Below are 19,272 nucleotides of genomic sequence, written 5' to 3' on the forward strand. Positions count from 1 at the left end.
AGCATTATCTTAATTAAGAAAAGCCTAAACTAATATGACTGAACTCGAACAGCTTCAGGCCAGCGCCGAGCAGGCCGCCACACTTTTAAAAGCGATGAGCAACCCGCGTCGGCTGCTGATCCTCTGCACCCTGTGCGGAGCGCCCGGCACCAGCGCGGGAGAACTGGCGCGAGCCACGGGGCTTAGTCCTTCCGCCACGTCGCAGCATCTGGCGCGCATGCGTGAGGAAGGTCTGATCGACAGCACCCGCGACGCGCAGCGCATTCTCTATTTCATTAAAAAAGATGCGGTGCATCAGCTCATCAGCACCCTGAAAAAGCTTTATTGCCCGTAAGGAGCCGCTATGTCACTTCCCCGTATTTCGCCGCGCGAGGCCAGTGCCCGCATCGCTGAAGGCGCAAAACTGATTGATATTCGTGATGCCGATGAGTACGCCCGCGAGCATATTCCCGCCGCGCGGTCCGTGCCGCTGGGTACCTTACCCGGTGGACTTAAAACGCAGGCGGGCGAAACGGTGATTTTTCACTGCCAGTCCGGCGCCCGTACCTCAGGCAATGCCGATCGCCTGGCGCAGTCTGCCGTTCCCGCTCAGGCATTTGTTGTCGAAGGGGGCATTCAGGGCTGGAAGCAGGCCGGGCTGCCGACTGTCGAAGACAAATCTCAGCCGCTGCCGCTGATGCGTCAGGTGCAAATTGCCGCCGGGCTGTTGATACTCTGTGGCGTGGTTCTGGGCTATAGCGTCTCCAGCGGCTTTTTCCTGCTCAGCGGCTTTGTCGGTGCCGGGCTGCTGTTTGCGGGTGTGACGGGCTTTTGCGGCATGGCGCGGCTGCTTAAGGTGATGCCATGGAACCGACGTACCTCATAAGCAGTAATCGGTGAAATACGCTGTACCCGGCGTCATGCGTGGGCTAAGGTGAAGATCGCTAAAACGATGAGGAGGTAATATGTTTTCTGTCGATGATTATGTGCAACCGCGTAAAGGCGGCCCGAAACTGAAAGTGCTCGAAGTGAACGGTGACAGCATTGTGGCGGTCCAGGCCAGCAATGAGCAAGGTGAGAAATATACGCTGAAAGCCGCCGATGTGGCGCCGTATAGCGAAGAAGGTGATTTCGGCGTCTGCTGAACAGATAACCGGGCGGCATGTTCCGCCCGGTCAACGCATTAGATTAGAAAATCATCCAGTGATTTACCGTTTTCCAGCGCGCTGGCGATAGGCTTCGGCGTGCGGCCCTGACCGGTCCACGTTTTCTCTTCACCGTTCTGGTCAATAAAGCGATATTTTGCTTCACGCGGCTTACGCTTTTTCGTTTGCTTACCCGCCAGCGCCAGTTCAGAGCCCAGCAGATCGGTCGGTGAAATACCATCGGCTTTCATCAGTTCCAGCAGGGCATTAATTTTTTCCTGCTGCTCGGCGCGCTGCTGCTCTAATTCCGTCAGTTCACTCCGTTTCTCTTCAGTAACGACCCTGACCTTTTCCAGCATTTCCTCAAGAACGTCCAGGGATAATTCACGCGCCATAGCGCGCAGGGTTCGGATATTATTAAGATTCTGTAACGTCAAAGACATATTATTTGAAAACCTTTTCTTTGGGGTAAATAGATAAAGCGCCGACAGAATAATTCATTTGAGTTGAAATATCTACCCAGGGGTCCGTATGGGCATCAGTGTAAATATATTAAAATCTCATTGCGAATAATAGCGCACGGGGCTGCCAGGAAACAGGGGAATCTAATCACCGCATTAATATAAATGGTCAACTTTACTCCAAATCGCAGCATACTTCGCCGCTGTCAGAAGGCGGATTCGTCGCCTGCGCCATCAAAAAAACCAACATATTGATTTTGATATAAAAAAAGCCAAGCGAGAGAGATTATAACGATCGGAGCAAAAAACGAACAATTTTAGAGAATTTTGTGGACAAAAGACGATTAAATAAAAATTAATCACTAGTTGTTAGTTCAAACTCAGAGATATACGCTATACACGTCAAACAAACCAACCTAAAGCACTATGCGCCGAAGGGAAATCGTTTCTTTTGTGTTCTTCTCAAGGAGTTCAGACATGTTCTCGCCGCAATCTCGCCTGCGCCACGCGGTGGCGGATACCTTCGCGATGGTTGTTTACTGTTCCGTCGTGAACATGCTGATTGAAATATTCCTCTCCGGAATGTCCTTCGAGCAGTCATTTTCTTCTCGTCTGGTGGCGATCCCGGTCAATATTATTATTGCATGGCCTTACGGATTATACCGCGATGCGGTAATGCGTTTCGCACGTCAAATTAGTCCTGCAGGCTGGGTGAAAAACCTGGCAGACGTCCTGGCGTATATAACGTTCCAGTCGCCGGTTTACGTGGCCATTCTTCTGACAGTCGGTGCAGACTGGCACCAGATCGCTGCGGCAGTGAGTTCGAATATTGTCATTTCGATGCTGATGGGAGCCGTTTACGGCTATTTCCTCGACTACTGCCGCCGCCTGTTTAAGGTCAGCCAGTACAGCCAGGCAAAAGCGTGATGTGAAGCGACTGGCGCACGCCAGTCGCGGATTTACTGTACGTCGCCAAACAGTCCCTTCAAAAATCGCTCCAGCGCCATACGTGAACTGAAACCGTGCGGAATACCATAATGCTCATGCCGTTCACCGCCTAAATAGAGCGGAAATTGCTGATAATGATCGCAGGTTTTAATATCCGAGGCAGGCTCAGCAAATGACAGGCTTCTGTCTTTCAGCGTCGGGTGAATAATGAGAGCGGTACGTCCCATTCTTGCTTCGCGATTAACATAAACATAATTCTCGCCGCGGCGATATCCATACGCTTTTGGCGTCACCTCATCCATGGTGAATCCCTCTTTTTCAAGAACGCGTGCCACCTCGTCAGGTCGTAAATACATATCTTTTCCTCGTTATCTTTTCCTGCCCGGCAACCTTACAGTATTCAGCAATAGCAGGGCTTTCAGAATAGTCCATAAACTGCCGGATAACGCGTGATGCGCTTCAGATATTAAATTTCTGAACTAAACTGAACGGGAACACAAAATTACGGAGGATCGTATGTTTAAGAGACCGAACCGAAACGATATTAACGACGACGCTCAGGATATTCGTAATGATGTCAGCCAATTAGCGGACACGCTGGAAGAGGTGCTGAAGTCCTGGGGAAGTGACGCGAAGGACGAAGCGGATGCCGCAAAGCGTAAGGCTCAGTCTCTGCTCCGTGAAACCCGCGCACGTTTAAACGGCCGCACGCGTACGACACAGGCTGCCTGCGATGCGGTCAGCTGCGCAACGACCTTCGTGCGCGAGAAACCGCTCTGTACGCTCGGCACGGTAGCGGCAGTCGGTATCTTCGTGGGCGCTCTGCTTAGCCTGCGTAAATAACCCGATCGCGCATCGTTATCTGCCCCGGTGGTCAGTAGCTGCCGGGGCTTTTCTTTGCCTTCTCGCCTGTAAAACCCGTATAGCCTGCCCTGCCCCGCTGGGCTCATCATCGGGACATCACCAATCTGAATTTCCCATATCTTGTATGGTTGAAAATTAAGACAACTACATCTAGTATTCCTTTTAGCAAGACACACACAACCTGACGCGATGATTCGCGCCGTTCTCTCATTTTAAATGGAAATACGAATCATGAGCATTATTATTTACACTCGTAACGATTGTGTTCAGTGCCACGCGACCAAACGGGCGATGGAAAGCCGCGGCGTGGCGTTTGAAATGGTGAATATTGACCAGCAGCCCGAGGCCGCAGACACCCTTCGCGCGCAGGGTTTCCGCCAGCTTCCGGTGGTGGTAGCCGGGGAGACCAGCTGGTCAGGCTTTCGCCCGGACATGATCAACCGCCTCGCCTCGCAGGCCGCACGGGCATGAGCAGAATGGTGTTCTTCTCCAGCAGCTCAGAAAACACGCTCCGTTTTATTGAGCGCGTCGGGCTGCCTGCGGTGCGCATTCCGCTCAACGAGCGGGAGCGGATCCGAGTAGAGGAACCGTACATTCTGGTGGTGCCCAGCTATGGCGGAGGCGGTACGGCGGGCGCGGTACCTCGTCAGGTGATCCGCTTTCTGAACGATCCTCATAATCGCGGGCTAATCCGCGGCGTGATCGCGGCGGGGAATCGCAATTTCGGCGATGCCTTTTGCCGCGCCGGGGATGTCATCTCTCAAAAATGCGGCGTGCCGTATCTCTATCGCTTTGAGCTGATGGGGACGCAGCAGGACGTCGAAAACGTGCGTAAAGGAGTGAACGAATTTTGGCAACGACAACCGCAGAACGGGTGATTCAGGCGACGCCGGATTACCACGCATTAAACGCGATGCTTAACCTCTATGACCGGGAGGGACGCATTCAGTTTGATAAAGACCGTGAGGCGGTGGACGCCTTTTTTGCCGCCCACGTGCGGCCCAACAGCGTGACTTTTGCAAGCCAGAATGAACGTCTCGACCACCTGGTTAACGAGGGTTACTACGACGCGCGCGTACTCACCCGCTACGACCGTGCCTTTGTGGTGAAGCTGTTTGAACGCGCCCACGCCAGCGGTTTTCGTTTCCAGACTTTCCTCGGCGCGTGGAAGTACTACACCAGCTATACGCTGAAGACTTTCGACGGCAAACGCTACTTAGAGAGCTTTGAAGATCGCGTGGTGATGGTCGCACTGACCCTGGCGCAGGGCGATGAAGCGCTGGCGCAACAGCTCACCGACGAGATCCTCTCCGGCCGCTTCCAGCCAGCCACGCCGACCTTCCTCAACTGCGGTAAAGCCCAGCGCGGCGAGCTGGTTTCCTGCTTCCTGCTGCGTATCGAAGATAACATGGAGTCGATTGGCCGCGCGGTGAACTCGGCGCTGCAGCTTTCCAAACGCGGCGGCGGCGTGGCGTTTCTGCTTTCTAACCTGCGTGAAGCGGGCGCGCCGATCAAGCGCATCGAAAACCAGTCTTCCGGCGTGATCCCGGTGATGAAGATGCTGGAGGATGCGTTCTCTTATGCTAACCAGCTTGGCGCGCGCCAGGGTGCGGGAGCGGTTTACCTGCACGCGCATCATCCGGACATTCTGCGTTTTCTCGATACCAAACGCGAAAACGCCGACGAAAAAATCCGCATCAAAACCCTGTCGCTGGGCGTGGTGATCCCGGATATCACCTTTAAACTGGCCAAAGAGAATGCCGGGATGGCGCTCTTCTCGCCGTATGACGTTGAGCGTATTTACGGCAAAGCGTTTGGTGACGTGGCGATAAGCGAGCTGTATGACGAGCTGGTAGCCGACGAGCGCATTCGCAAAAAATATATCAACGCCCGCGATTTCTTCCAGACGCTTGCGGAGATCCAGTTTGAGTCCGGCTATCCGTACATCATGTATGAAGATACGGTGAACCGCGCGAACCCGATTGCCGGGCGCATCAACATGAGCAACCTGTGCTCGGAGATCTTGCAGGTCAACAGCGCATCGGCCTACGACGAAAACCTCGACTATGCTGACATCGGCAAAGATATCTCCTGCAACCTCGGCTCGCTGAATATCGCCCACACCATGGATTCTCCCGACTTTGGCCGCACGGTGGAGACCGCCATTCGCGGGCTGACGGCGGTGTCGGACATGAGCCACCTCCGCAGCGTGCCGTCCATCAAGGCGGGCAACGCCGCATCGCACGCCATCGGGCTGGGGCAGATGAACCTGCATGGCTACCTGGCGCGGGAGGGCATCGCCTATGGCAGTCCGGAAGGGCTGGACTTCACCAACCTCTATTTTTACACCATCACCTGGCACGCGCTGCACACCTCGATGATGCTGGCCCGCGAGCGCAACCAGCGGTTCGCGGGCTTTGAGCAGTCCCGCTACGCCAGCGGGGAGTATTTTAGCCAGTATCTTGAAGGCGACTGGCAGCCGAAAACCGAAAAAGTGCGCGAACTGTTTGCTCTCTCCGGAATCGAGTTGCCGACGCGCGAAATGTGGCAGCAATTGCGGAATGACGTGATGCGCTACGGCATCTACAACCAGAACCTGCAGGCGGTGCCGCCAACCGGTTCGATCTCCTATATCAATCACGCCACGTCGAGCATTCACCCGATCGTGTCGAAAATCGAGATTCGCAAAGAAGGCAAAACCGGGCGCGTTTACTACCCTGCCCCGTTTATGACCAATGAGAACCTGGCGCTCTATCAGGACGCGTATGAGATCGGCCCGGAAAAAATCATCGATACCTACGCGGAGGCGACAAAACACGTGGATCAGGGGCTCTCGCTGACGCTGTTCTTCCCGGATACCGCCACCACGCGGGATATCAACAGGGCGCAGATCTACGCCTGGAAGAAAGGTATCAAGACGCTTTACTACATTCGCCTGCGCCAGCTTGCGCTGGAAGGCACCGAAATTGAAGGCTGCGTGTCCTGCGCGCTGTAAGGAGAAAGGATGAAACTGTCACGCGTGAGTGCCGTTAACTGGAACAAAATCCAGGACGATAAAGATCTGGAGGTCTGGAACCGTCTGACCAGCAACTTCTGGCTGCCGGAAAAGGTCCCGCTCTCCAACGATATTCCGGCCTGGCAAACCCTGAGCTACGCCGAACAGCAGCTGACGATCCGCGTCTTTACCGGCCTGACGCTGCTGGACACCATTCAGAATACCGTCGGCGCACCGGCTCTGATGAGCGACGCGCTGACGCCGCACGAAGAGGCGGTGATGTCGAACATCAGCTTTATGGAGGCGGTGCACGCCCGCTCTTACAGCTCGATTTTCTCCACGCTGTGCCAGACCAAAGACGTGGACGCAGCCTATACCTGGAGTGAAGAGAGTGAGTCATTACAGAGAAAGGCGGAGCTGGTACTGACGTATTATCGGGCCGACGAGCCGCTGAAAAAGAAAATCGCCAGCGTATTCCTGGAATCGTTCCTCTTCTATTCCGGCTTCTGGCTGCCCATGTACTGGTCGAGCCGGGGCAAGCTCACCAACACCGCCGATTTGATTCGGCTTATCATTCGGGATGAAGCGGTACACGGCTATTACATCGGCTATAAGTACCAGAAAGGGCTGGAGAAAGTCAGCGAGGCAAAGCGCGAGGAGCTTAAAGGCTTTGCGCTCGATTTGCTGATGGATCTGTACGACAACGAGCTGAGCTATACCGAGGAACTCTACGCCGGCACCGGCTGGGAGGAAGACGTGAAGGCCTTCCTCTGCTACAACGCCAACAAGGCGCTGATGAACCTGGGTTATGAGGCGCTTTTCCCGCCGGAGATGGCGGAGGTGAACCCGGCGATTCTGGCCGCGCTGTCGCCCAACGCCGACGAAAACCACGATTTCTTCTCGGGATCGGGCTCATCGTACGTGATGGGCAAAGCGGTGGAAACCGAGGATGAAGACTGGGATTTTTAATGAACGTTAACGTTCGTTAATTTAATATAAACCCAACAATTTCCTCTCTAATATTTACAAAGCAACTACACTGTCATTTCCACGCCATATTCGCCTGAATCGTCCGATTCAGGCGAAATTCCCCGACTCCAGAGCAAAAAATTGAGAAAAATTCAAATCACGCTCGGCCCTTTATTCATGGGAAATTCAGCCGTTTCGCTTACGTCAAAATTCTGCCTTTAGCTCGAGTCAGGGTTGTCTCAGATTCTCAGTATGTTAGGGTTATGCCCGTTAAAAATTTACCATGGTAATCATATCGGCATAAACAAATAACAGGACACTCTCTATTGCATGGCAATTAAATTAGAAGTGAAAAATCTTTATAAAGTATTTGGCGAGCACCCGCAGCGCGCATTCAAATATATTGAGAAAGGCCTCACAAAAGAGCAAATTCTGGAAAAAACCGGGCTATCGCTTGGCGTTAAAGACGCCAGTCTGGCCATTGAAGAAGGCGAGATTTTTGTCATCATGGGATTATCCGGTTCGGGTAAATCCACTATGGTTCGCCTTCTCAATCGCCTGATTGAACCCACCCGCGGACAGGTGCTGATTGACGGCGTGGATATCGCCAGAATATCAGACGCCGAGCTTCGCGAGGTGCGCAGAAAGAAGATCGCAATGGTGTTTCAGTCATTCGCGCTAATGCCGCACATGACGGTACTGGATAATACCGCCTTCGGCATGGAATTAGCCGGCACGCCGGCTCAGGAACGTCAGGAAAAAGCTCTGGATGCACTGCGTCAGGTTGGGCTGGAAAATTATGCGCATGCGTACCCGGATGAACTTTCCGGCGGTATGCGCCAGCGCGTGGGATTAGCCCGTGCATTAGCCATTAATCCAGACATATTATTAATGGATGAAGCCTTCTCCGCCCTCGATCCGTTAATTCGTACCGAGATGCAGGACGAGCTGGTAAAATTACAGGCTAAACATCAGCGAACCATTGTGTTTATTTCCCACGACCTGGATGAAGCCATGCGTATTGGCGACCGTATTGCCATTATGCAAAACGGTGAAGTGGTGCAGGTCGGCACGCCGGATGAAATTCTCAATAATCCCGCGAATGATTATGTACGCACCTTCTTCCGCGGCGTGGATATTAGCCAGGTCTTTAGCGCCAAAGATATTGCCCGTCGAACGCCAAACGGCATTATTCGTAAAACCCCAGGTTTCGGCCCACGCTCGGCGCTTAAGCTGCTGCAGGACGAAGACCGTGAATACGGTTATCTGGTTGAACGCGGCAATAAATTTGTCGGCGTTGTTTCCATCGATTCTCTGAAAACCGCGCTCAGCGAAAACCAGGGCATCGATGCGGCGTTAATTGACGCTCCGCTTGCCGTGGACGCCGAAACGCCGCTCAGCGAGCTGCTCTCTCACGTGGGGCAGGCGCCTTGCGCCGTACCGGTCGTGGGTGAGGAACAACAGTACGTCGGTATCATCTCCAAACGGATGCTGCTGCAGGCTTTAGATCGCGAGGGTGCAAATAATGGCTGATCAAACTAACCCGTGGGGCACCGCTGAAGCAGCGGACAGCGCTGCACAATCCGCCGACGCGTGGGGTTCCACGCCAGCACCCGCCGACGGTGGCGGCGCGGCAGACTGGCTCAATAGCGCACCCGCGCCTGCGCCAGAGCATTTCAACATCATGGATCCGTTCCATAAAACGCTGATCCCGCTGGACAGCTGGGTCACGGAGGGGATCGACTGGGTGGTGACGCACTTCCGCCCGGTTTTCCAGGGGATCCGCATTCCGGTGGATTACATCCTGAACGGCTTCCAGCAGCTGATGCTGGGCATGCCGGCGCCGGTGGCGATTATTCTGTTCTCCCTGATCGCCTGGCAGTTTGGCAGCGCCGGGATGGGGATCGCCACGCTGATTTCGCTGATTGCCATCGGCGCGATTGGGGCCTGGTCGCAGGCGATGATCACCCTGGCGCTGGTGCTGACTGCCCTGCTCTTCTGCATCGTCATCGGCCTGCCGATGGGGATCTGGCTGGCGCGCAGCCCGCGGGCGGCGAAGATTATCCGTCCGCTGCTGGATGCAATGCAGACTACCCCGGCATTCGTCTATCTGGTGCCGATTGTGATGCTGTTCGGCATCGGCAACGTGCCGGGCGTGGTGGTCACCATTATCTTCGCGCTGCCGCCGATTATTCGTCTGACCATTCTCGGGATCAACCAGGTGCCTGCGGACCTGATCGAAGCGTCACGCTCGTTCGGCGCCAGCCCGCGCCAGATGCTGTTTAAGGTTCAGCTCCCGCTGGCCATGCCAACCATCATGGCGGGCGTTAACCAGACGCTGATGCTGGCCCTTTCGATGGTCGTCATTGCCTCGATGATCGCCGTTGGCGGACTGGGCCAGATGGTGCTGCGCGGCATTGGCCGTCTCGACATGGGGCTGGCCACCGTCGGCGGCGTCGGCATTGTGATCCTCGCCATTATCCTTGACCGCCTGACCCAGGCCGTCGGTCGTGATTCACGCAGTCGCGGCAACCGTCGCTGGTATTCCACCGGCCCTGTCGGGTTACTCACCCGCCCATTTATAAAATAAGGAACAACGATGCGACATAACGTACTTTTTGCCACAGCGTTTGCCACCCTTGTCTCCACCAGCACGTTTGCGGCAGACCTGCCGGGCAAAGGCATTACCGTGCAGCCGGTGCAGAGCACCATTTCGGAAGAGAGCTTCCAGACCCTGATCGTCAGCCGCGCGCTGGAAAAACTGGGCTATACGGTTAACACGCCGAGCGAAGTGGATTACAACGTGGGCTACACCTCGATTGCCTCCGGTGACGCCACATTTACCGCCGTCAACTGGCAGCCGCTGCACGACGACATGTATGCCGCCGCCGGTGGCGACAAGAAATTCTATCGCGAGGGTACCTTCGTGACGGGCGCGGCGCAGGGTTATCTGATCGACAAGAAAACCGCCGATAAGTACCACATCACCAATATTGAACAGCTGAAAGATCCGAAGATCGCCAAACTGTTTGACACCAACGGTGACGGCAAGGCCGACATGATGGGCTGCTCGCCTGGCTGGGGCTGTGAAGCGGTGATTAACCACCAGAACAAAGCTTTCGATCTGGCGAAAACGGTCGACGTGAGCCACGGCAACTATTCAGCGATGATGGCCGACACCATTGCCCGCTTCAAAGAGGGTAAACCGGTGATCTATTACACCTGGACGCCGTACTGGGTGAGCGACGTGCTGAAGCCGGGTAAAGACGTGGTGTGGCTGCAGGTGCCGTTCTCTTCCCTGCCGGGCGAGCAGAAAGATATCGACACCAGGCTGCCGAACGGCATGAACTACGGCTTCCCGGTGAACACCATGCATATCGTGGCGAATAAAGCCTGGGCGGAGAAAAACCCGGCGGCGGCGAAGCTGTTTTCGGTAATGAAGCTGCCGCTGGCTGACATCAACGCCCAGAACGCGATGATGCACGCGGGCAAATCGTCTGAAGCGGATGTCAAAGGCCACGTCGACGGCTGGATCAAAGCCCACCAGCAGCAGTTTGACGGCTGGGTGAAAGAGGCGCTTGAGGCACAGAAGTAAAAACAAAACCCTACCCCTCACCCTAACCCTCTCCGCTTTGGGGAGAGGGCCGGGGTGAGGGGATCAAACCGCACTATCCCCCTAAACCGCACAATCCATCACCCAACAATCCCCCAACTTTCACAATCATTAGCTATTATGGTTTCCGGAAAAATAATCACTCAACTAACGATTCCTGAAACTAATGACAAAAACAGCTCAAGGGCTTAGCCCCGCACTCATCCTTTTAATGTCCGTGGCAACGGGTCTGGCCGTCGCCAGCAACTATTACGCGCAGCCTCTTCTCGACACCATCGCCCGCGCGTTCAATCTCTCCGCCAGCTCCGCAGGCTTTATCGTCACCGCAGCACAGCTAGGCTATGCCGCCGGGCTGCTGTTTCTGGTGCCGCTGGGCGATATGTTTGAACGCCGAATGCTGATCGTCTCCATGACCCTGCTGGCCGCCGGTGGGATGCTGATCACCGCCAGCAGCCAGTCGCTGACGATGATGATCGTCGGAACCGCGCTAACGGGACTGTTCTCCGTGGTGGCGCAAATTCTGGTCCCGCTCGCCGCGACTCTCGCCTCTCCGGAAAAACGCGGCAAGGTGGTGGGTACCATCATGAGCGGCCTGCTGCTGGGGATTTTGCTGGCGCGTACCGTTGCTGGGCTGCTGGCAAGCCTCGGCGGCTGGCGCACCGTATACTGGGTGGCGAGCGTGCTGATGGTCGTTATGGCGCTGGCGCTGTGGCGCGGGCTGCCGAAAGTGAAGCAGGAAAACCACCTGAACTACCCGCAGCTGCTGGCCTCCGTTTTCAGCCTGTTCACCCAGGATAAGCTTCTGCGCACTCGCGCCCTGCTGGGCTGCTTCACCTTCGCTAACTTCAGCATTCTGTGGACGTCGATGGCGTTTCTGCTGGCCGCACCGCCGTTCAATTATTCCGAAGGGGTGATTGGCCTGTTCGGCCTGGCCGGCGCCGCAGGCGCGCTGGGCGCGCGTCCCGCAGGGGGGCTGGCCGACAAGGGCAAATCCCACCTGACCACCTCCGCAGGACTGATTTTACTTCTGCTCTCCTGGGCGGCGATCTGGTACGGACACATTTCGGTGCTGGCGCTGATCGTCGGTATCCTGGTACTCGATCTCACCGTACAGGGCGTTCACATTACCAATCAGACCGTCATCTATCGCGTGAAGCCTGAGGCGCGTAACCGCCTGACGGCTGGTTACATGACCAGCTACTTCATCGGCGGCGCTGCGGGTTCGCTAATTTCAGCGTCGGCGTGGCAGCATGCGGGCTGGTCGGGGGTGTGTGCGATTGGGGCCATTGTTGCTACCCTCAACCTGCTAGTATGGTGGCGCGGTTACCACCGTCAGGATGCAATTAACTAACATTTACATTGAGTTGGCCTCTTAGGGTGTTAAGAGGCCCTTCACTCTGTTAATGTAAACGTAATCATTTATCCCAGAAATTTTAATGTGGGTGACATATTTACAATTGGCATGAATAGTTCAGACCCCCGTCCTCACATCCTCTCCTCAGCGGGTTCATACCCTACGCTTTCTGTGCTCACCGGGTCACGGACTTACCCGGCGCTTTCTGATGGTGACATAAGTTTGGCGGATATAACCGCACAAATAATTCATTTACATTATTTGTCACCGTCGTTACTATATCGGCTGTAATTAATGAGGTTATGCCCAAATGGATAGTTCGTTTACGCCCATTGAACAAATGCTTAAATTCCGCGCCAGTCGCCATGAGGACTTTCCGTACCAGGAAATCCTGCTGACTCGCCTGTGCATGCACATGCAGGGTAAGCTGCTGGAAAACCGTAATAAAATGCTGAAAGCTCAAGGGATTAACGAGACATTGTTTATGGCGTTGATCACGCTGGAGTCTCAGGAAAATCACAGCATTCAGCCTTCCGAACTGAGCTGCGCGCTGGGCTCCTCCCGTACCAATGCGACCCGTATTGCCGATGAACTCGAAAAGCGTGGCTGGATTGAGCGCCGCGAAAGCGACAACGATCGCCGCTGCCTGCATCTGCAACTGACCGATAAAGGTCACCAGTTCCTGCGCGAGGTGCTGCCACCGCAGCACAATTGCCTGCACAAACTCTGGTCTGTCCTCAGCACCGCCGAGCGCGACCAGCTTGAGCACATCACTCGCAAGCTGCTCACCCGTCTGGACCAGATGGATGAAGACGGCGCCGTTCTTGAGGCGCTGCGCTAACGCGACGACACGCTCACCATTCCAGATTCATAAAAAACCGACAGGCCAGCACGTCACACTGCTGGCCTTTCTGACAACAGGTCGGCTCAGCCGATGTGAAAATAAGAAGATCGTGGAGAACAACAATGAGCGCAAATGCGGAGAGCACTACCCCGCAGCAACCGGCCAACAAGAAAGGCAAACGTAAGAGCGCCCTTCTTCTGTTGACCTTGCTCTTTATCATTATTGCCGTGGCATATGGGATCTATTGGTTTTTAGTACTGCGTCATGCTGAAGAGACTGACGACGCGTACGTGGCAGGGAACCAGGTACAAATTATGGCGCAGGTGTCGGGCAGCGTGACGAAAGTCTGGGCTGACAATACCGACTTTGTGCAAAAAGGCGATGTGTTGGTGACCCTCGATCCAACCGACGCCCAGCAGGCTTTTGAAAAAGCACAGACCGCGCTGGCCTCCAGCGTCCGTCAGACCCGCCAGCTGATGATCAACAGCAAACAGCTGCAGGCCAACATCGACGTGCAGAAAACAGCGCTGGCGCAGGCGCAGAGCGACCTGAACCGCCGCGTGCCGCTCGGCACCGCCAACCTGATTGGCCGTGAAGAGCTGCAGCACGCCCGCGATGCCGTTGCCAGCGCTCAGGCACAGCTGGATGTGGCCATTCAACAGTACAACGCCAACCAGGCGATGGTGCTGGGCACCAGTCTGGAAAACCAGCCCGCCGTACAGCAGGCGGCGACCGAAGTGCGCAACGCGTGGCTTGCCCTGCAGCGTACCAAAATCGTCAGCCCGATGACCGGCTATGTCTCCCGTCGTTCCGTCCAGCCAGGAGCGCAGATTAGCCCAACCACGCCGCTGATGGCGGTCGTGCCGGCAGACAATCTTTGGGTCGACGCCAACTTTAAAGAGACGCAGCTTGCCCATATGCGTATCGGCCAGACCGCGACGGTTGTCAGCGACATTTACGGCGATGACGTGAAGTACACCGGTAAAGTGGTCGGCCTGGATATGGGGACCGGCAGCGCCTTCTCCCTGCTGCCTGCGCAGAACGCCACCGGTAACTGGATCAAAGTGGTTCAGCGTCTGCCCGTGCGTATCGAACTGGATGCCAAACAGCTGGCGGATCACCCGCTGCGTATCGGCCTCTCTACGCTGGTGACCGTTGACACCGCCAACCGCGACGGTCAGATCCTGGCAAGCCAGGTGCGCAGCAGCCCGGCTTATGAAAGTAACGCCCGTGAAATTAGCCTCGATCCGGTCAACAAGCTGATCGATGACATCGTGAAGGCAAACGCCGGTTAATCCGAAGGTGAGCGTTATGCAACAGCAAAAGCCGCAAAAACCGCTGGAAGGGGCGCAGCTGGTCATTATGACCATAGCGCTGTCGCTGGCGACATTCATGCAGGTGCTGGACTCCACCATCGCAAACGTGGCGATCCCGACCATTGCCGGTAACCTTGGCTCGTCGCTGAGCCAGGGGACCTGGGTCATTACCTCGTTTGGGGTGGCAAACGCCATCTCCATTCCGATTACCGGCTGGCTGGCAAAGCGCGTCGGTGAGGTGAAGCTGTTCCTCTGGTCCACGGTGGCGTTTGTACTGGCCTCGTGGGCGTGCGGCATGTCCAGCAGCCTGACGATGCTGATTTTCTTCCGCGTCATTCAGGGGATTGTCGCCGGGCCGCTGATCCCGCTTTCCCAGAGTTTGCTGCTGAGCAACTACCCTCCCGCAAAACGTTCCGTCGCGCTGGCGCTCTGGTCGATGACCGTTATCGTCGCGCCTATCTGCGGACCGATTCTGGGCGGGTACATCAGCGATAACTACCACTGGGGCTGGATCTTCTTCATCAACGTACCGATTGGCGCCGTCGTGGTATTAATGACGCTGCAGTCGCTGCGGGGACGTGAGACCCGCACCGAACAGCGGCGAATCGACAGCATCGGGCTGGCGCTGCTGATCCTGGGTATCGGCAGTCTGCAGATCATGCTCGACCGCGGTAAAGAGCTCGACTGGTTCAACTCGCAGGAAATTATCATCCTGACCATTGTCGCGGTGGTGTCGATAAGCTTCCTGATCGTCTGGGAGCTGACGGACGACAACCCGATAGTCGATCTCTCGCTGTTTAAGTCGCGAAACTTTACCATTGGATGTCTGTGTATCAGCCTCGCCTATATGCTCTACTTCGGCGCGATTGTTCTGCTGCCGCAGCTATTGCAGGAGGTGTATGGCTATACCGCAACCTGGGCGGGTCTGGCCTCAGCGCCGGTCGGGGTGATCCCGGTCCTGCTGTCGCCGATAATTGGCCGCTTCGCCCATAAGCTCGACATGCGCCGTCTTGTGACGTTCAGCTTCATCATGTATGCGGTGTGCTTCTACTGGCGTGCGTATACCTTTGAGCCAGGAATGGACTTTGGCGCCTCTGCGTGGCCGCAGTTCATTCAGGGCTTCGCGGTCGCGTGCTTCTTTATGCCGCTGACTACCATCACGCTCTCTGGCTTACCGCCCGAGCGTCTGGCGGCCGCGTCCAGCCTGTCGAACTTCACCCGTACGCTGGCGGGCTCCATCGGTACGTCGATCACCACCACCCTGTGGACGAACCGTGAATCGATGCACCACGCCCAGCTGACCGAAGCGGTGAACCCGTACAACCCGAATGCTCAGCAGATGTATAGCCAGCTTCAGGGGATGGGAATGACGGAGCAGCAGGCGTCCGGCTGGATTGCCCAGCAGATCACCAACCAGGGGCTAATTATCTCGGCCAACGAGATTTTCTGGATATCGGCAGGGATCTTTATCATCCTGCTGGGGCTGGTGTGGTTTGCCAGACCGCCGTTTGGTGCCGGCGGCGGCGGCGGCGGTGCGCATTAATCCTCTGCGCTGGTAGCCGCCACAGGGCAACCGCCCCGGTTGTCCAGAACGCGACAGCGATTGTCAGTTTCGATAAAGCAGCGCTCCTGTAATCAATTCACGATAGTGAAAAGACAACAGGAGCGCATCATGCTGAACACACCCGCCGACAAGTACCAACCCTATCCGACCCTTTCCCTGCCCGACCGCCGCTGGCCGGAGCAACGCATCACCCGCGCGCCGCGCTGGCTCTCAACCGACCTGCGCGACGGCAACCAGGCCCTTGCCGAGCCGATGGACAGCACCCGCAAGCTGCAGTTCTGGGATTTGCTGCTGGGCTGCGGATTCAAAGAAATTGAGGTGGCTTTTCCTTCAGCCTCGCAGACGGATTTCAACTTCGTTCGCCAGCTGATTGAAGAGAACCGCATCCCGGATGACGTGACGATTCAGGTATTAACCCAGGCGCGGGAAGATCTCATCCATCGCACTTTTGAATCCCTGCGCGGCGCAAAGCAGGCCACCGTGCATCTGTATAACGCCACCGCCCCGCTGTTCCGCCGCCTGGTCTTCGGCATGGAGAAAGCGCAAATCGTTGAGCTGGCGACGCGCGCGACGCGGCTTATTCGCCAGCTGTGTGAGGAAAATCCCGACACCCGCTGGCAGTATGAATACTCTCCGGAAACCTTCTGCTTTACCGAGCCGGAGTTTGCGCTGGAGATTTGTGAAGCGGTGGCGGAGATCTGGCAGCCGTGCGACGAACGGCCTATGGTGATCAACTTACCCGCCACCGTCGAAGTGAGCACGCCGAACGTCTATGCCGACCAGATCGAGTACTTCTGTCGCCACTTTAGCCGCCGCCGCGACGTCTGCATCAGCGTGCATCCGCATAACGACCGCGGTACCGGCGTCGCCTGCGCGGAGCTGGCCGTAATGGCGGGGGCTGACCGCGTGGAGGGCTGTCTGTTTGGTAACGGGGAACGTACGGGCAACGTCTGCCTGGTAACGCTGGCGATGAACCTCTACAGCCAGGGGGTTAGCCCGAATCTGGACTTTAGCGATATGAATCGGGTGGTGGAAGTGGTGGAAACCTGCAACCAGCTGCCGGTGCACCCGCGCCATCCGTGGGCAGGACGGCTGGCCTATACCGCCTTCTCCGGCTCGCATCAGGACGCGATCAAAAAAGGCTTTGATGCCCGCAGGCCAGGCGATCGCTGGGAGATGCCTTACCTTCCCGTCGATCCCCAGGACATCGGCTGCACCTACGAAGCGGTGATCCGCGTAAACAGCCAGTCAGGAAAAAGCGGCAGCGCATGGCTCATCGAACAGAATCATGGCCTGAAATTACCTCGCGCCCTTCAGCAGGATTTCAGCCTGCACGTGCAGCAGGAAACCGATCGCCACGGAAAAGAGATGACGCATAATGCGCTGTGGCAGCTCTTCCGCGCCCGCTACGGCCTGGTGGCAACGCCGCACTTTGCGCTGCAATCCTACCGCAGCGACAGCCAGCAGGACGGCCAGCTGCGTCTGACGGCCAGCGTCGCCACACAGGGAGGAACGCGCCAGCTGGAGGGTCAGGGTAACGGTCTGCTCTCCGCCGCCGCTCACGGCTTAAGCCGCTGGGTCAACGCCCCGTTCGTGATAAAGGATTACCACGAGCATACGTTAGGCGAACGCAGCGACAGCCGCTCGGTGGCCTACATCCGCTGCCTGTTCCAGGACGGCAGCAGCCGCTGGGGCGTAGGCATTGACAGCGACGTGGCGCGCGCGTCGCTTCAGGCGCTGTTTAACGCCGTCAGTCGTTCTTAAAGTAATCGCTGGGAGAGACGCCCATCACCCGACGGAACATGGCCGTAAAGGCGCTGTGACTGCCGTACCCCAGATCCAGCGCCACGCGTAATACCGGCTGGCCCTGCGCCAGCCGCACTAAGGCTTCCAGCAGGCGCGCCCTTCTCAGCCACTCGCCGTAGCTTAATCCCGTCTGCTGCTGAAAATGGCGGTTCAGGGTGCGCTCACTCACGTTCATCATGCTCGCGGCCTGCGCGCTGCACCAGCTTTCACCCGGGTGTTGCCGGATTTGCAGACACAGGCGACGTAGCGCCTCACTTTCCGGCTCCGGCAGGTGAAACGGCAGCACCGGCATAGTGCGGATTTCATCGAGAATGAGCTCATAGACGCGCTCATCCCGGCTTCCGGGTGAGTACGATTCAGGTAAAGCAAGGCAGACGAGGATCAGCTCGCGCAGCAGCGGCGTTATCTGCACGATCTGGCAGGTGGCCGGGAGATCGGCCCGCGCCAGCGGATCGATAAATAGCGTTCGCGCCGCCACGTTGCCGGTGATGCGAAGCGAGTGGCGAGTCCCCGCAGGCAGCCAGACGCCGCGACCGGGAGGTACAACCCAACAGCCTGATGCGGTATCCACCCGTACCACGCCGCTCAGGGTGTGCAGCAGCTGCGCGCAGTCGTGCTTGTGCCAGGGTTCGCTGTCACCATGAATGTAATCATGGGCAAACGGAACGAGGGGACGGTGGTTAAAGGAAAAAGTCGAGGTTGTGGTCATGGGTTAAACAACCCTCACCCTACCCTCTCCCTGAGGGAGAGGGAAAAGGTGCACTAGATGTGCAGTTCCTGCAGTTTTTCTTTCGGCAGGGCCAGCTCTTCGTTGCTGTTCACGCGAACATCACGCTCGATGATGTGGCGCGCGATTTCCTGCGCTTCTTCCAGAGAGTGCATCTGGTAAGTACCGCACTGGTAAACGTTCAGCTCTGGGATCTGGTTCTGCTCTTTCACCTTCAGCACGTCCTGCATGGCCGCTTTCCAGGCATCTGCCACACGTTTCTCTTCAGGCTGACCAATCAGGCTCATGTAGAAACCGGTACGGCAGCCCATCGGAGAGATATCGATGATCTCAACGCCGTTGCCGTTCAGGTGGTCACGCATGAAGCCAGCGAACAGGTGTTCCAGCGTATGAATGCCTTTCTCCGGCATCACTTCTTTGTTTGGCACGCAGAAACGCAGATCGAAAACGGTGATCGTGTCGCCGTGCGGGGTGTGCATGGTCTTCGCCACGCGGACTGCAGGTGCTTCCATACGGGTATGGTCGACAGTAAAGCTATCTAATAACGGCATACGTCACCTCCGACAGTGATTTTTTTTAAAATAAACTGAACTCTTCTACAGAATGCGCGTCTGAGTATATGAAAGACGCGCATTTGTTATCATCATCCCTGAATTCAGAGATGTATATTTTGGCCACAGCGATGTG

At 56.4% G+C, this 19,272-nt stretch carries 21 protein-coding genes; 17 read left to right on the top strand and 4 right to left on the bottom strand.

The features are described from left to right. Positions 1–34 precede the first annotated feature (34 nt). From AB3N39_RS16180 to AB3N39_RS16190, 3 genes are all read left to right on the top strand, one after another. Complete coding sequence (locus AB3N39_RS16180) at positions 35–334, top strand: helix-turn-helix transcriptional regulator (protein WP_111965890.1); 300 nt, start codon at positions 35–37, stop codon at positions 332–334. A 9-nt stretch (positions 335–343) separates the two neighbouring features. Continuing rightward, on the top strand, positions 344–865 hold the full coding sequence (locus AB3N39_RS16185) for a rhodanese family protein (protein ID WP_143345431.1): 522 nt from the start codon (positions 344–346) through the stop codon (positions 863–865). 79 nt (positions 866–944) lie between these two features. Beyond that, positions 945–1,124, top strand: a complete 180-nt coding sequence (locus AB3N39_RS16190) for a hypothetical protein (protein WP_367896888.1) — start codon at positions 945–947, stop codon at positions 1,122–1,124. A gap of 38 nt (positions 1,125–1,162) precedes the next feature. On the opposite strand, the gene stpA is transcribed toward AB3N39_RS16190, so the two are convergent. Next, a complete protein-coding gene (gene stpA / locus AB3N39_RS16195) occupies positions 1,163–1,567 on the bottom strand; it encodes a DNA-binding protein StpA (protein ID WP_111965892.1) in 405 nt (134 codons plus the stop codon). A gap of 495 nt (positions 1,568–2,062) precedes the next feature. On the opposite strand from stpA, the gene alaE reads away from it, so the two are divergent. Further along, positions 2,063–2,512, top strand: coding sequence for an L-alanine exporter AlaE (alaE, locus tag AB3N39_RS16200; RefSeq protein ID WP_367896889.1), 450 nt, complete (start codon positions 2,063–2,065; stop codon positions 2,510–2,512). A 32-nt stretch (positions 2,513–2,544) separates the two neighbouring features. Here the strand turns inward: alaE and AB3N39_RS16205 are convergent, their stop codons facing one another. Further along, positions 2,545–2,889 (bottom strand): DUF2002 family protein, encoded by a 345-nt coding sequence (locus tag AB3N39_RS16205; protein WP_023308923.1) that lies wholly within the window; start codon positions 2,887–2,889, stop codon positions 2,545–2,547. A gap of 160 nt (positions 2,890–3,049) precedes the next feature. On the opposite strand from AB3N39_RS16205, the gene AB3N39_RS16210 reads away from it, so the two are divergent. From AB3N39_RS16210 to leuA, 13 genes are all read left to right on the top strand, one after another. Next, positions 3,050–3,376 (top strand): DUF883 domain-containing protein, encoded by a 327-nt coding sequence (locus tag AB3N39_RS16210; protein ID WP_367896890.1) that lies wholly within the window; start codon positions 3,050–3,052, stop codon positions 3,374–3,376. A 252-nt stretch (positions 3,377–3,628) separates the two neighbouring features. Further along, the gene (nrdH, locus tag AB3N39_RS16215; protein ID WP_111965893.1) at positions 3,629–3,868 is read left to right on the top strand and encodes a glutaredoxin-like protein NrdH; all 240 of its coding nucleotides are present in this window, start codon (positions 3,629–3,631) and stop codon (positions 3,866–3,868) included. Continuing rightward, positions 3,865–4,275, top strand: a complete 411-nt coding sequence (nrdI, locus tag AB3N39_RS16220) for a class Ib ribonucleoside-diphosphate reductase assembly flavoprotein NrdI (RefSeq protein WP_143345432.1) — start codon at positions 3,865–3,867, stop codon at positions 4,273–4,275. The genes nrdH and nrdI overlap by 4 nt, the downstream gene beginning before the upstream one ends. Next, complete coding sequence (gene nrdE, locus AB3N39_RS16225; RefSeq protein WP_367896891.1) at positions 4,248–6,392, top strand: class 1b ribonucleoside-diphosphate reductase subunit alpha; 2,145 nt, start codon at positions 4,248–4,250, stop codon at positions 6,390–6,392. Before nrdI ends, nrdE begins: the two co-directional genes overlap by 28 nt. Before the next feature lie 9 nt (positions 6,393–6,401). After that, entirely contained in the window at positions 6,402–7,361 is a 960-nt protein-coding gene (gene nrdF / locus AB3N39_RS16230) for a class 1b ribonucleoside-diphosphate reductase subunit beta (RefSeq protein WP_133295018.1), read from the top strand. Positions 7,362–7,691: 330 nt separating this feature from the next. Then, positions 7,692–8,894 (top strand): glycine betaine/L-proline ABC transporter ATP-binding protein ProV, encoded by a 1,203-nt coding sequence (gene proV / locus AB3N39_RS16235; protein ID WP_127732090.1) that lies wholly within the window; start codon positions 7,692–7,694, stop codon positions 8,892–8,894. Further along, the gene (gene proW / locus AB3N39_RS16240; protein ID WP_115876126.1) at positions 8,887–9,951 is read left to right on the top strand and encodes a glycine betaine/L-proline ABC transporter permease ProW; all 1,065 of its coding nucleotides are present in this window, start codon (positions 8,887–8,889) and stop codon (positions 9,949–9,951) included. Before proV ends, proW begins: the two co-directional genes overlap by 8 nt. A gap of 9 nt (positions 9,952–9,960) precedes the next feature. Continuing rightward, positions 9,961–10,956 (top strand): glycine betaine/L-proline ABC transporter substrate-binding protein ProX, encoded by a 996-nt coding sequence (proX, locus tag AB3N39_RS16245; RefSeq protein WP_133295019.1) that lies wholly within the window; start codon positions 9,961–9,963, stop codon positions 10,954–10,956. Between the two features lie 184 nt (positions 10,957–11,140). Then, a complete protein-coding gene (locus AB3N39_RS16250; protein ID WP_115876128.1) occupies positions 11,141–12,325 on the top strand; it encodes an MFS transporter in 1,185 nt (394 codons plus the stop codon). Positions 12,326–12,638: 313 nt separating this feature from the next. Continuing rightward, entirely contained in the window at positions 12,639–13,169 is a 531-nt protein-coding gene (gene mprA, locus AB3N39_RS16255) for a transcriptional repressor MprA (protein ID WP_023333174.1), read from the top strand. A 125-nt stretch (positions 13,170–13,294) separates the two neighbouring features. Beyond that, complete coding sequence (gene emrA, locus AB3N39_RS16260; protein WP_045909303.1) at positions 13,295–14,467, top strand: multidrug efflux MFS transporter periplasmic adaptor subunit EmrA; 1,173 nt, start codon at positions 13,295–13,297, stop codon at positions 14,465–14,467. 16 nt (positions 14,468–14,483) lie between these two features. Then, positions 14,484–16,031 carry a multidrug efflux MFS transporter permease subunit EmrB gene (gene emrB, locus AB3N39_RS16265; RefSeq protein WP_115876129.1) on the top strand — a complete coding sequence of 516 codons (1,548 nt, stop codon included), beginning with the start codon at positions 14,484–14,486 and terminating at the stop codon, positions 16,029–16,031. Positions 16,032–16,160: 129 nt separating this feature from the next. Then, positions 16,161–17,816: a 2-isopropylmalate synthase gene (gene leuA / locus AB3N39_RS16270; protein ID WP_143345434.1), complete on the top strand. Its 1,656-nt coding sequence runs from the start codon at positions 16,161–16,163 to the stop codon at positions 17,814–17,816. On the opposite strand, the gene AB3N39_RS16275 is transcribed toward leuA, so the two are convergent. Both AB3N39_RS16275 and luxS read right to left on the bottom strand, forming a co-directional pair. Beyond that, the gene (locus AB3N39_RS16275) at positions 17,803–18,567 is read right to left on the bottom strand and encodes a helix-turn-helix domain-containing protein (protein ID WP_143345435.1); all 765 of its coding nucleotides are present in this window, start codon (positions 18,565–18,567) and stop codon (positions 17,803–17,805) included. The genes leuA and AB3N39_RS16275 overlap by 14 nt on opposite strands. 53 nt (positions 18,568–18,620) lie before the next feature. Then, entirely contained in the window at positions 18,621–19,136 is a 516-nt protein-coding gene (luxS, locus tag AB3N39_RS16280; protein ID WP_014833019.1) for an S-ribosylhomocysteine lyase, read from the bottom strand. Between the last annotated feature and the right edge of the window lie 136 nt (positions 19,137–19,272).

It is taken from the genome of Enterobacter vonholyi (genome assembly GCF_040834095.1).
Lineage (GTDB): Bacteria > Pseudomonadota > Gammaproteobacteria > Enterobacterales > Enterobacteriaceae > Enterobacter > Enterobacter vonholyi.